The following is a 13,148-nucleotide window of genomic DNA, read 5'->3' on the forward strand; positions in this document are numbered from 1 at the left end:
ATGGCAACCGTCACCCACGTCTGCACCCTCGACTACATCGCAAAGATGCTGGGCGAAGACCCCGAGCTTCTCAAAGCCATCGTCTACAACGACGACAACCTGACCTATGGCTCGATCATCAGCGTCTATACCGGCCCGGATGACACCGTCACCGCCCTGACCGATGACGGTATCGATGAACTGAAAGACATGCTCAGGGACGCGCGCATCACCACCGAAACCTGGCACGCGTTCCTCGACGACTTTGTCGATGACGCGGAACTCGTCGCCCGCATCAAAACCCAATCGCCGCGGTAACAATCGGTCGGTTACGTTCATCAAACGTCTGAGACCATCCCTACATCCGTGGACCGCTCCCGACGCGAAGGGCGCCGGAGCGGTCACTCGCTGCAGATGCAAACACATTTGGCGCAGATGCGGGAAGTGGACTTTGACATGACCTTCGATAGTTGACGTGCAGCAGTTCAGCGCCGCGAGGCGAAAAGAAGCGTTCGCTCCGCGAAATCAGTCAGTTCTGCATCATTGATCGCAGCGGTTTGCCAAGCGGGGTTGGTGTCGTGATGGAAAAGGTTGGCGTAGCCGAGCAAGGCTCTCAGCTCCGCAATGTCGCCCGCCGACAGTATCTCGTTGTTCCGGCCTACGCGCTGGTCGCACCATTCGAGGAAGGGACCGAGAAGCGTTCCCGGCGGGAAATACTCTGGATACGCAACGCGCATAAAGGCTTCCAGAATTGGCCGAAGCGCTGCCGCAACCTGACGTTCCTTGTCGGGATCGGCTGCCTGCAAATAGCCTCTGACGAGTTCATGTCGCTTGTCATGTTCTGAAATACTGTCGTTCCGAACGTCCCAAACGGTAATCTCCGAACCGACGGCGGCCCGGTTGATGCGCAGCGCTGTCGAAACGTTCCGGTCAGACTGTTCCCACAGGTTGCATAGAAACGGCTTCGAATGAGAAAGGACGATGACCTGCCGCACTCTTGCGCGCAGCGCCATAATCTCTTCGCGCGTCCGCAGGGTACGGTGTTCGTCGAGACTGGTCATGGGATCGTCAATGACGACAATCTTGTTCGCGAGGTCGGGGTCCTGGTCCAGCGATGCAAAGAAGAAAGCCAGTGCTAGCGTGTTCCTGTCACCGGCGCTCAGGGTGTTTCGGAAAGACGGGCCCACGTCTGACGTCACGTTGACGTTTTGCTGGTTGATGACGACGCAGTAAGACGCGGATGAGCCGGAGCGGTTGTTGACGGACTGGACTTCCCCCAAACGAAAGGATGCTGCGAAGCGCCGCAGGTATTCGTTGATCGATGTCTCATAGGCAGGAAAAATCTGTTCCCGATACTGGTCGAGTGCAGCGCGGGCTTGGGTACGGAGAGTTTCCGTTGCCGCTTTGGCGGTCTTTTCTGCCGTATAGGCATCGCAGTGCGGCACGACGGCGGGATCGAATCGGGCCTTCTGCGCCTTCAACTTCGTAAGGTCATCGGTCAGGGCGGCGAGATCATCGGCTTGCGCCTGTTCCTTCACGACATCAAGCCGCGCGTTGACGGCACCTAGGCGCTCGGACAGATCGGCGACTTCGGCAATGCGCGCACGATAGTCCATCACGGCCTGCCGAACCTCAGGTGATAGTACCATGCGATCCAGAGGCGCAGCGGCCTTGGCGCGTAGCTGTTCGAGCACACTCTCGCGAGCAGCGTTCCACTGACGTGCGATAGCGGCGGTATCGACCTCGATTTCCGGCAGTTCGGCAAAGTCCTTCCAGAATTCGTGCGCCTGAACAGCGGTTCGAATGTCGCGCTCGAAGGCAGACGGAATGTCTCCGGCATGCATATCTCGTATCGCAACGCCGGTCTGCCTGATTGCAAGCTTAAGATCTTCATAGGCTTGGCTGAAATAGGCGCGGTAGTGACCGATCAACTCAGAGCCGCCGAGGTCCTGAGCACAGAACGGACAAATCTCGCCGTCATGCCCCTCGGAGACCGGTTCGATGCGGGTCATGCCGTCTGAGACCCAGGCCTCGCCGCCACGCCCAAGCCTCGCAATGTGCGTGCGAACTCGGCCGGCGGCAGCGGCTTCAAGCTCGGCCAAGCTGCGATCCAAAACTGAGTCTATCGCATCAAGATCAAAGTCCGGCAGTCCGAATTCCTGAAAACCCGGTCGCTGGCGTATCGCGTCGGCGGAGCGGGCGGCAGCAAGTCGGCGCTCTGCGTCCTGAATCTTCGCGTCGATGGCCTGGTCTTGCTCAAGACTACAGTAGATATCGACCTTGTACGGGCCTCGCGCATTCGCAGGTATCGCGTCGGCCAACTCACGGAGCCTGGTATTGTGCTCTTCGATGCGTGTGACATGGCCCTGAAGCGCGTCGTTCAGCGCTACGCCCTGCGCCCCCAGAATCAACTCGTGCAGGTTCTGGCGATGTGACGTCTGTAGCTCGATGCCGGAACACACGTTTGCAGAGACAAAGGCGTCATCGAAGACGGCAACTTGCGGCCGCGGCTGTGTCCAAGCGCCGTTCTGAAAGACGCATTGCCCGCCTGTATGACTGATAACCACATGGGGCGGATGCTGCGCGCCAAGCCTGTGCCGGTCAGTCAGTAAACCGGGTTTGTTCGTAGCAAGAGAGCGCAGAATAGCGGCGAGAGTCGTCTTACCTCGACCGTTTTCCCCATAGACCAAGGAGAACGGGGTCAGGGCCGTCTGCGGCGGGGGGCTAACATTGTCAAACTGGCCAATGTTTCTCAGAAGTTGAATACGTTCGATCATCTTTCATTCCGCTCCTGCCTGCAGCGAAGATCTTTCACCGAGTGGAGACTACTCGGCCACACAGCGTATTCAGAAACTCCTTCGCCGCCTCTCTAGTCGGTTCGTCGCAAGGTGTTGCACAATCTTCGTTCCAGACTCCAAGGAACCGATATGAATCTCTCCAATCAGCGAAGCGGTCAAAATCGCTCCAAGGCTCGTTTGTGAAGATGATCCCTTGGATGAAAGGAAAGTCGCGAAGCAGGCCAGCTCGCTTGATCGGCTTTGACTCCCTTCGGCCGTCAAGCCCGACCCAATGGAACGCTTCATCCAGCTCATGGTTCGCAATCGCCCAAAGTTGGCCCGTCCCTTCGAACGGGCTCCCATCGAATACATCTTCTGCCTGAACCATGTACGTCGGAGATAATTGTTCAGCATCGACGCACACCGACAAACGCGCGAGATTGGCTACAAGAAACGTTGGACCATTGGCGTACTGAGGCTTCTTGATGTGGCTGGACAATTTGCGCATCGTCTGCTCTATCACCTCTGGCCATGTTTGTGCGTCTCCATGAGGACGAATAACTTGTGTGCTGAAGCCTACGCTTCGGCTACGCGCTACATCCGAGGCTTCGATATTTCCATCGAGACCCGCTGCCATTTGCCGAGCGTATGCGGCGTTTGGATCAGCTATGTCGAGCGTTTTGACCTCAAAGTAAACTACATGCTCTCCTAATGTCTTGAAGTCTGGTGTGCTCGATGAGCCGCGGGGTATCCCCTCAATTTCAATGCGATTGCTGCTCGAAAGGTAGAAAGTTGCCTCACAATAGGTGTCAAAGAAACTGCTACGAGCTTCATGATCCTCAACATCGCTCCATGCATTGGCACGTTCCCGTAGCTCGTCCCTAAGCCCCACTAATGTTTGATCCCCGTTGTCAGCACCGGCGTCGACTGCATCAAGCACAGCCTGGCGGATCTGGAATATTGAAGCGCCACCGCCATATTCATTCACGTCTTGAATACGTTTCAGGATTTCAGAATACAAACCCAACTCGGTAAGCTCCCTTCCAAGGCTCGGCGTTACATACACCGGACCCTGAATATAGATTTTCTCTCGTTTAAGAAAGCGGTCACTAGTACGACCCATTTGAAAAGCAGCAACGGCCGCGTGGCTGACCTTGACCTGTAGAGCCATGCTGCACGATACAGTGGATGGCCGCTTTGGGGAAGCTGTACGGCAGCGAAGGGACGTTTTCTAAGAGGCGGCTTTGGACCGATCACGTCGACCTACTGAATTGAGACGGGGCGCAGCATGTCATCGGTGTCCAGCTTCAGTGCGCTGCGCCAGAGCGTTGTTTTGAAGACGTTGTGCACATGCTTGCCATCGCGTACTTCACGGGTCTCGGCAAGCAATCCCGCCCATTCAAGCGGTCTAAGGACGCAGGAAGAGAACGCGGCCATCTCGCGCCACCCCGCATTGTCCCAATCATGGTTCTCGCCATAGAATGCCGCAAACAACGCCCGCTCGGTGGTGCCATGGTCAGCCTCGACGTTGATGACGTTCATCCACACATCCCACTTCCCGAAGGGGCGATCTTCGAAGCGGGCGTAGGAGGAATGGTCGATCTGGAGAACGAACAACGGGATGAGTTCGGCAAACAGCCGAGCTGGCGCGCCCGCGTATTCGGCGCCGCGCTTGGTCAGGCGGAATTCGCCCTTGAAGTGCCGGCCGAGGCGCAGGGTGATCAGAAGCTGGTGCAGCACCTCGAGCGGCGGGAATTCGTATTCATTGATGACCTTGCTATGGCGGAACATTTCTTCCGCGCTCTTTCCTGGCCAGTCAAAATGCTCGACCGCCCAGTGCACGAAGACGCGCTTGAAGGCCATTGTCTTGGTCAGGCCGATGGCACCGTGCTCCTGCGCGTAGCGAAGCGTCAGCAGCGCCGCGCGTAAGAGCGGCGAATGCTTCAGGTCGGGATGGTCATCTGGAAGAGCGCGGAACTTGATCATGGCGCGATGCTGCCACAGCAAGTTTCACAAGGCGAGAGCGCGGAAAGCCGCCCCGTCGATGGGAGACTGGTCGAACGTTGACCAGGTGTTGACAAGAATTTGGAATGGCAAAAGCCGAGCGTTATGCTCGGCCTTGAAGTCTTTGATTTTACTGGATATTTTGGTTGCGGGGGCACGCAACCAACGATACTTGCGATTGGTCGAGCAGGAAATTCCCAAGCTCGCCGCTTAGTCTAACCCACTCTACTCTATCAGGAAACAGGAGTTTCAAGTCCCTGAAGCTGCGCGGCTCCACCTGGCCAGACAACGATCCACCCTCAGACAGCTTCCAATGGCACCGCCGAGCGTGCTTTCTATGTTCCGATGGATATGCCCGCAGCTATCAGGTTTTCGACCTCAGCGGCTATAGGCGTGATCAGGTCAACATCAACATCCGGCGTCTCAATGCCAACAACCAGTGCGTAGCGCGTCTTGCTCTCGGCTCGTCCGAGGGCTTTGCGCTCGCGCCACCAGCCTGAAATCGGATACACATAGAGGAGGTCCCGCGCCGCAAGCTCGACAGCGCTGCCCTCCCAGATGTCCAAATGGATTGAGCCGGCAGACACCGATTTCGGCCCAAAGAACCAGCCGTCATTGTCTTCATTCACTGGCCTTGGATCCCCCTCAGCACGGTCATCCTTGTTGACCCGGCGCAGGAAATTCCTTTCCGTCTCCCTCGCTCGCTTCAAGTCGAAGCGAAGACCGAAAGACTGGTATCGTGCGGGATCGATCGCGCTTGCGAAGCTGGGATTCGGCTCAACGAAATACGACAATGTCACCTTCAGCCTGACACATTCGTCACCGAGACCTTCAAGGACTTCCCGCGGCCAAGGCAGACGATAGACATGGGCATCGCCAAACCGCACGTTGCCCCCGTCCATCCGGAAGGGCTGGATGTGCCGCTGGGCGACCAGGGCAAGGTCATCGCGTGCCGACGCTATCGCGCGACGCAGATCTGGCGCTCCATACCCGTACTTCCTCGCAAGGGCCTTTCTCTCGGTCTTGCCAGCAGCACCTGCAAATTCCGCGAGCATGTGCGGCGTCCATCGCGCGCTATGCACCATCAGTGCCCTAACCGTTTCTGGCCAAAAGTCAGGACGCTCAGCCATTACTCTCGCGGCCATCCTTCCCGCCTGGGCGGTCGCCGCGCTGGTAGCCCAGAAAGGTGCAACTGGCTCACGGCCTGCGGCTTTGGACGTCGTCAGCAGGGAAAGAGACGGCAGGCCGGACAGGGCCTCGGCCCCGGACCTGCTGAGCGCGCGGTTTCCAGCTTCGAACACGACCTCCGGCTTTATAGGGGATTGGCTCGGCCGCCAGAGCGTAGTTGTCCGACTGTAAGGACTGCGGTCCCCCGGAGACGACCAGGCAGACCAGTCCTGGTAGCTGCGTTCGGCAATGACGGATTTCAGTGTGGTGCCACCAACAGTAAGCACGTTCCAAGCCTGCGCCGGATCCTCGCCCGGGAAGGCATCGGCATCGGAGATTTCATCCGCTCTGGAATTGTCTCCGATATTTCCGAGCGCCTGCACAAACAGTCGGCGGATGTGGTCGGGCCCTTCCTCTATGGCAGCAGCGCCGGAAGAAATCTGGTCGAGAGCCGCACTCCAGCCCGTCGGCTCCGCTCCCGAACGATTCTCGTTCGTAAGCGCCGCACAGAAGACCCGTGGACGTTCAGGTTCCGAGATTTCCGGCAATGAAGTCGCCGAGGTCGTGATCGCACCGTAGGAAAATGGATCATTCGGCTCGAAACCGTCCGGCGGGAGAATTTTCACGGATTCCAGCCGGTGTGACAGGACAGGCCGTGACGCATCCCCCAGGGGCGCTGTAAGATCGCCGTGCAAAGCAAGACCAGCCATTCCGGAGCCATGGCCGATGTCGCTGTGATCGTCGACGCCCCAGGCGGCAACCACAGCGAAGAGGTCGCCGCGATCGAGAGCCGGCTCAATCAGGGCGTGTCCTCGATTGACTCCGGTATCGAGCAGGCAAATGGCCGGCACGTCCCTGCCCGGCCAGGTGATGCGCTCGGCGAGATCTTCGACGAAATCATTCGCCATTCCAGAAAGTTCATCGGTGAACACCGCGGGCGTGTCGGTCGCCCGCCGGATCTCGGCAATGCCTCCGGTAGAAAACAGCAGCAGTTCGATCGCGGCGCGGCGACCATGGACAGGGAGAACGATCACCTCCGGAAAGCGGAGCCGCGTGTCGTCGCCTCCGACGGTCAGCCCCAGGCGTTGAGCCAGTTCGTCAACCCGCTCAACCCGATCTGTGAAGCACCAGAGCGCCCACCACATTTCTGCCTGCGGATCGTCTGGCAGTGCTGCCGGGTCGTCACGCCAGAAGGTCTGGAGGCGGGCGGTACGGATATGCTCGACCGGCTCGACGCGGGATTTCTTGGGGATCTTGTCCCCTTGCACCTCGGCGAACGCATAGTCACGAAAGACCGCGTCGAAGACATCGCGTGTATCGTCGGGCACGAAGAGCGCGATACGGCGGATACCGTTCGCGGTGACGGTTACAGCCCCCTGCCGTGTTCCTTCGCGCTTGCGTTCGAGAGTCGTCGGCCCCACCCCCAGCGCAAGCTCAACCTCAAGATAGATTCCATCGGGGGGCGACGTTCCGTCAGGCAGATCGAGCGCTTCTCTCCCCCGATCCGCAGACTGAAAAGCGGCATCAAGTTCTCCGACCACCCGGCGGCCGTGCTCTTCACGGATGCGCTGAAGTGATCTCTGGCGCGCATTGCTGCCAGGAGACTTATAGTCGCGGACAACTCCCAGGCCGCTGAGATCAATATGACGGTGTTCGTATTCAGCCAAGGCGTTCTTTTTCCTCGGCGAACACCGTTTTCATGCTTTGCCTCTTGTTGAGCTGGCGCGTCAAATCGGCCGTCGAAACCTGCCCTCTTTCGGCCAAGATGGCTTCCTTCACCGCTTCTTCGGCAGCATGAACGATTTCCGCCTGGCTCAACCCGTCCGATGCGGCCTCGATGGCCTTCCAGGAGAGTTTGGGGTACTTCATCGGCGCCAGGTGCGCCTTGATGATTGCGCGCACCTCCTCGGCAGTGGGCATTTCGAACCGCAACACCTCATCGAAGCGGCGGAGCAGAGCACGATCCAGAAGGGAAGGGTGATTGGTAGCGGCAACGAGAACGCTGTCGGTCGCAGATGGCTCCTCCATGAATTGAAGGAAGCTGTTCAGGACACGGCGCATCTCGGCTACATCGTTCGTCGCCAGACGGTTGCTGCCGACGGCATCGAACTCATCGAACAGATAGACACCCCTGCGCCGATGAGCCTCATCGAAGACAAGCCGCAGCTTGGCAGCCGTTTCCCCCATGAAGCGCGTGATCAGGCTTTCAAGGCGAATGACAAAGAGCGGCAACCGCAACTCGCCGGCCAATGCCTCCGCCGTCACGGTCTTGCCCGAACCCGGAGGCCCAGCGAAGAGCAGCCGGCGACTGGGTGTCTTGCCGTGTTCGCGGAGCCAGTCCCGGCGCCGCTGCTGAAGCACTACGGTGTCAAGATGCCCTTTGATATCGCTGCTGAGTATGACATCCGCGAGACGGATGCTTGGTTCCCGCAGGTCAAGCAGGCTGTCGAGATCGCCGCGCGGGCGCGAGAAGGAAATCGGAACCGAAGATCGGGTACCACGCTGTGCACGCGCAGCATCCACCGCCGAGCGGATCTCTTCGGCGGTCGCCCGATGGCCCTGACGTGCTTCTCCGGCGGCAACCTGAAGCGCAATGGAGAAAAACTGCTCCTCATCGCCCTCCGCCTGGCTTCTCAGCATCGCCAGTATCTGCTTCGCATTTGACACCGCGTTGCCCTAACCGATCATCGTTTTCGTGGAATCGTAATCTAGTCACATCGATTTGGGAAGTTTTCAATCGCTGCTAGCAAGCAGAGACGTTCCGCTCAGTTGACGCAGGATCCTCCCCTGCCCTCTCCTTGGACACCGCACATCCAATCCCTCACAGCCGGCCTGCCCGCTTTCGCGCTGACAAAGCCGCGATCCGACGCCAGACACCGCGCCAGCTTCGGCACGACGAGCTTCTGCGGAGGGACCGCAACTCCTTGTCCGCCCGTGCCGGCGCGGCCCAGTAACTCTCCATAGAGGGCCAGCCCCCTGTGCAGGCCGAAGGGCGGTCCGACGGACCGCTTCTCCGGCGTATCGTCCGCGATCGGCCCCAGCTTCAGCTTCGTCATCATCTTTCTCATGCAGTCTCGAAGATCAAGTCGCGCCCCACGAGAATCCTGATCGGGAATCTCCACCGGATGGTCAGCGTGGGGGCGATCTGCAGCTGGCGCTGGACGATCTGCTGGCCGGCCTGGTTGCTGGTGTCCTGCGCCCCGTCGCGAATGGCGCGGATCAACCGGTTCTCCTCGTCGCCAGCGGCGAGTCCGGTGCCGGCCGCCATCAGCGTCGACAGCCCGGCGGCCTTCATCAGATCCCAGCCTGCCTCCGGCACGCCGACACAAAAGAAAATACCGCTCAGCGAACCGTTGATTACAAATCTGCCGCGTACAGTAGCAGCAATCAGCCGAGGTTCGGAGATGGAATGTTCGAGCGGTTCACGGAGCGAGGGGCGTCGGCCCGGAGAACCATAATATATGAGAAGTATCCCATCCCTCGATCAAATCAAAGCAGTGGGGACATACCTACGCTCGGAAATGACGAACTCATGCAACTGCGTCGGTGCCATCGCATTCCAGCGATGACCAAGCGCTACAGCGAGCGCTGCCGGCCCGGCGAAATAGAGCTGAATCCCTCGCGGGCGAAGGCGTGCAGCGGTGGAATCCACAATGCGCTTGATTGTCGAGACCGCAGCCTGCGCGCACTTGGCCGACGGAATGGGCTCTTCGAGGTAGAGCGCCAATGCCAACTGGCTAGGAATGCCAGCAGTCCGCTCAAGGTCAGCAGAAGGATCACGCAGGATACCTACCGAAACGATGAGTTGATCACCATGCAAAGCCGTCGGCTCAGAAATCCGCCAAGGCTGCCGCATCTCAGGCGAAGGCCGGTCATCGGTCGCCCAGGCACCGTCCCGCGTCGGGATATCCAACTCGAAGCCGATCGCTGCGCGGAACGAGCATCCCAGAGCCATGGCCGCCGTCAACCGGTAGGAACCGCTGAGGGCGATGCGGGATACGGTCTGGCTGCGCAGCCATTGAGCCGTGCGATCCAGCGGCGCGAGAAAATCTTCAGCCCACTCCATTTGCGGCGGGAAGGTCCCGTCCCGCCCGGAAAATGCACTGGCGTCTATCTCGAGGCTCCGCTCGTTCGCTTCATTGCGATCTGACCGGATGTGCAGCGGGAAGCTCTGCGGCAGCGGAAGTGGATGTCCTAAAGCGTCCTCGATCGTCTGGCGCAGGATGGCGCGTCCAAGCGGTGCGCCGATGGAACGCCGGGCCAGCGCGCTCAACGCCTCGAACGCTTCCCCGACCCGTCTAGATGATGCATCAAGGGAGGGATAGGCACGATCGAGTTCTATTCCGAACAGCGTGACGGCTGCGTCGCGATCCGGCAGATTGCGCTCGCAGACTTCGACCGACCCGGCAACGAAGGCCCCAAGAGGATCGCCATAGGTTTCCGTGAGCTGTTTTCGTAGTTCGGCATCGCTTGCTGCCATCACATCAGCAAAGGGGGCGTAGAAAGGTCGGGCCTTTCGCACCCGATCAGGATCTCGGGCAAGCCAACGGACTTTCGGCGGCAACCGCGGCGTGACAAGGGTATGAACGCGCGCGGCATTCGGAAAGGCTGTCTCGAACTCGGAAAATGTCTGCAACACAGCGCGCACATCGGCAGGTGCCAGCACGCCGGCTTTCGCCTGAAATCGTTCGAGCAGCCTCTCTCTCTGTGCATGGGGCGCAAAGAACCGCGCTTCCAGGTCTTCCAACCCTTCAAAGATCATCTGTTCGAAAGCGGGATTGGCAAGCCATGCCGGCATCCGCGCAAGACCATCCCATAGCTGGTAGTCAAAGCCGTCCTGAGCGATCACCCCTCCCATGCCGCGGGCGTCCGTCAAGGCCGGCGCATTCTCACTACTGCTCAAGATTCTACCTCCAATGTCACCGGATGCTCGGCACCCTGCGGATCGAATACCCAAGCGCCGGCGGTCAGCATTGCAGCATCCAACCGCACGATCATCAAAACAGCAAAGGAACCCGCGAACCGCGAATCGCGAACGATGCCCCGCATGGCTGCGACATCAGGGCCGCTGGGTTGCACAGCGAAGCTCGGATGACTGTGCCATTCCCCAATATAATTGTAGCGCGTATAATGGCGCTCCGTCCGCTCGAAGAAACGAGCGGCATCCTTGGCGGCTTGCAGCAAATCGACGACGAAGCGCGCGAAGGTTCCGGGACGAGACTGCACGGTCAGCTCCGTCACCCGAAAGATCGACGGCGCCAGTTGTTCACCGAACAATTGGCCTCCGGTTTCCTTGATGCCCGCTCGGCCGAGGGCCGCGACGAGCTTCTCGGTCTGATCAGCCGCCACCGCTATCTTCATCCGCCCCCTCCTTCAACAATTCGAGCGCGAACGCGATCGCCTCCGGTACATCTGCGGCCTGAGCCCTCTCCCCTCGCTCACCGACGTTCAGGCGGATCGTGTGCCCATGCCCGTCAAACAACCAGTTCTTCTGATAGCCCAATAGCAGCCAGGCAGCTTCAGCGGGAGGCGGATGACCATCGACAATATCCAGAATCGTGCGGGCAGCGTGGCCGGCGGTCATCGTGACGGCCGCATCATCAGCAATGACAGGCGACCCGTCTGTGGTCAGCATCTCGTAGCGGCGCGGCCCTGCCTCCGGTGGCTTGATGCCTTGCGTATCACACCAGGCGAGGAAGGTCGCACGACCTTCAACGAAGGGAGGATCACGCGGCGACACACAGGTTGCTATCAGCGCTCCGATACCGCCTTCGAACACTTCTACCGAAACGAAAACCCGACCATTCGCCTCGGCAACGGCAGCGAGGGACAGGGCTGTCGCCGGATCGCCGGTCGCATCGACGATAACATGCGCCGCCGCCAAAGCCTCCACCTGCCAGGCATGTGTCCTGGACGACCGCTGCCAGTTCAGATTGGCATCAACAACTTGGATGTCCGCACCAGGAACGATGTGGAGAAGATGCCGCTTCAACCCGTGAACCTTGCGAAACCCGACGTCGCGCCAGTCGAGCGCATGGCGCTCCAGATTGCCAGGCAACATCACATCGCCGTCAACGAGGGTGAGATGGTGAACACCCGAGCGCAAAAGCGTTTCCGCAATCTTGGAACCCACCGAACCGGCTCCTACGATCGTCACGCGTTTCGCCATCGCCTCCTCGGCGCGTGCAGAGCGCGCACCAATTTCGTCCGGGAGGACGAACACGCGCCGCCGAAAAGTTCCCCCCTCAGTAGTAAGATGAAATATCTCGACCTGCCCCTCAGAAGGAAACATGACGACAGCTGCGACCGACACTTCGACGATGGCGGCCGTCAACGGATCAAATCCAGCGGCCTGGACGAGTCCGGCCCGGTCCAGCGCACCCGGCGGTGGCGGTGGATTGCCGGAAACATAGACCGGCAAAGCTGAACGCCAGTTCTCGATACTGGCGTCCGGGGGGCGTTGCATCGCCCGTCGATCCTCTTCATCGTGAATCATGATCGGCCATACATCGTCATGGGCCAACCAGCGCAAGGCGTTGAGACCGGCGGCGATTCCACTCTTAATCCGCGCCAGACAGCCCGCTTTGATCAGAACTGGAAACGCGCCCCAGTCGTAGGCCTGGAGTTCTCCAATATCATGGGCTGAGGGCGCCCGGTCCTCACCCCCGCCAAGAGGATTTTCGATGACAAGCAGATTGTAGGCGCTGCGAAGGACATCCGCTCCGGTTGCTCTGCCATCCCAGTTGTCAGGCCGAAGCTCCAGGCAGAGCGTCCCGGTGCCATATTGATGTGAACTCCACCGAACCTCACCCTGTGGTTCGACCCAGGCGGGGACTTCGGGATACTGATCAGGATAGATCAACCGGATCGGGTACCGATGCCCGTGCGCAATCAGAAGCCCCTCCGCGCAGAACATATTTTTATGGAAGCGCCAGCACGCCAGTGTCAACGGCGGCGTAAAAACCTGCCACTGGGCGGCGCAAAAGTCGGCCACCGTTGTGCGCGGCTGAGACCGCTGCGAGGGCGTAGCCCGAGCGGGGGTCTCAGCCGCGCGTTGCGGTTTTCGAGGAGGGGGGATCAGCCGGCCTTTCTGGCGCGACTGTTGGCGAGGCGGTAGCTTTCGCCATTCATCTCGAGGATGTTGACGTGGTGGGTCAGCCGGTCGAGAAGCGCGCCGGTGAGGCGTTCGGAGCCGAAAGTTTCGGTCCATTCGTCGAAAGG

General features: G+C 59.7%; 11 protein-coding genes and 1 pseudogene. 1 reads left to right on the top strand and 11 read right to left on the bottom strand.

What is annotated here, in order from left to right:
* Window positions 1–297, top strand: a 297-nt coding sequence (locus AQY21_RS00315; RefSeq protein WP_058095925.1) for a hypothetical protein, incomplete at its 5' end; no start/stop codon positions are given.
* 167 nt (window positions 298–464) lie between these two features.
* Here the strand turns inward: AQY21_RS00315 and AQY21_RS00320 are convergent.
* From AQY21_RS00320 to AQY21_RS27135, 11 genes and pseudogenes are all read right to left on the bottom strand, one after another.
* Window positions 465–2,756 carry an AAA family ATPase gene (locus tag AQY21_RS00320; protein WP_058095926.1) on the bottom strand — a complete coding sequence of 764 codons (2,292 nt, stop codon included), beginning with the start codon at window positions 2,754–2,756 and terminating at the stop codon, window positions 465–467.
* Between the two features lie 34 nt (window positions 2,757–2,790).
* The gene (locus AQY21_RS28265) at window positions 2,791–3,927 is read right to left on the bottom strand and encodes a hypothetical protein (RefSeq protein WP_152988027.1); all 1,137 of its coding nucleotides are present in this window, start codon (window positions 3,925–3,927) and stop codon (window positions 2,791–2,793) included.
* Window positions 3,928–4,019: 92 nt separating this feature from the next.
* A complete protein-coding gene (locus tag AQY21_RS00325; RefSeq protein ID WP_058095927.1) occupies window positions 4,020–4,742 on the bottom strand; it encodes a hypothetical protein in 723 nt (240 codons plus the stop codon).
* A gap of 353 nt (window positions 4,743–5,095) precedes the next feature.
* Window positions 5,096–7,594 (bottom strand): S8 family peptidase, encoded by a 2,499-nt coding sequence (locus AQY21_RS00330; RefSeq protein ID WP_058095928.1) that lies wholly within the window; start codon window positions 7,592–7,594, stop codon window positions 5,096–5,098.
* The gene (locus AQY21_RS00335) at window positions 7,587–8,567 is read right to left on the bottom strand and encodes an AAA family ATPase (protein WP_058095929.1); all 981 of its coding nucleotides are present in this window, start codon (window positions 8,565–8,567) and stop codon (window positions 7,587–7,589) included. Before AQY21_RS00335 ends, AQY21_RS00330 begins: the two co-directional genes overlap by 8 nt.
* Before the next feature lie 125 nt (window positions 8,568–8,692).
* A complete protein-coding gene (locus AQY21_RS00340; protein WP_369807738.1) occupies window positions 8,693–8,995 on the bottom strand; it encodes a DUF2274 domain-containing protein in 303 nt (100 codons plus the stop codon).
* Window positions 8,992–9,249 (bottom strand): annotated as a pseudogene (locus AQY21_RS00345) (TrbI/VirB10 family protein); the annotation flags it as partial. The pseudogene AQY21_RS00345 and the gene AQY21_RS00340, both read right to left, overlap by 4 nt.
* Before the next feature lie 162 nt (window positions 9,250–9,411).
* Window positions 9,412–10,803: an SAVED domain-containing protein gene (locus tag AQY21_RS00350; RefSeq protein ID WP_227493456.1), complete on the bottom strand. Its 1,392-nt coding sequence runs from the start codon at window positions 10,801–10,803 to the stop codon at window positions 9,412–9,414.
* A 23-nt stretch (window positions 10,804–10,826) separates the two neighbouring features.
* Window positions 10,827–11,288, bottom strand: a complete 462-nt coding sequence (locus AQY21_RS00355; protein ID WP_058095932.1) for a Mov34/MPN/PAD-1 family protein — start codon at window positions 11,286–11,288, stop codon at window positions 10,827–10,829.
* Entirely contained in the window at window positions 11,266–12,921 is a 1,656-nt protein-coding gene (locus AQY21_RS00360) for a ThiF family adenylyltransferase (RefSeq protein WP_058095933.1), read from the bottom strand. Before AQY21_RS00360 ends, AQY21_RS00355 begins: the two co-directional genes overlap by 23 nt.
* A gap of 83 nt (window positions 12,922–13,004) precedes the next feature.
* Window positions 13,005–13,148: ATP-binding protein (locus tag AQY21_RS27135; protein WP_161905844.1), on the bottom strand; the 144-nt coding region annotated here is incomplete at its 5' end.

The sequence above is a fragment of the Paracoccus sp. MKU1 genome (assembly GCF_001447385.1).
Taxonomy (GTDB): domain Bacteria; phylum Pseudomonadota; class Alphaproteobacteria; order Rhodobacterales; family Rhodobacteraceae; genus Paracoccus.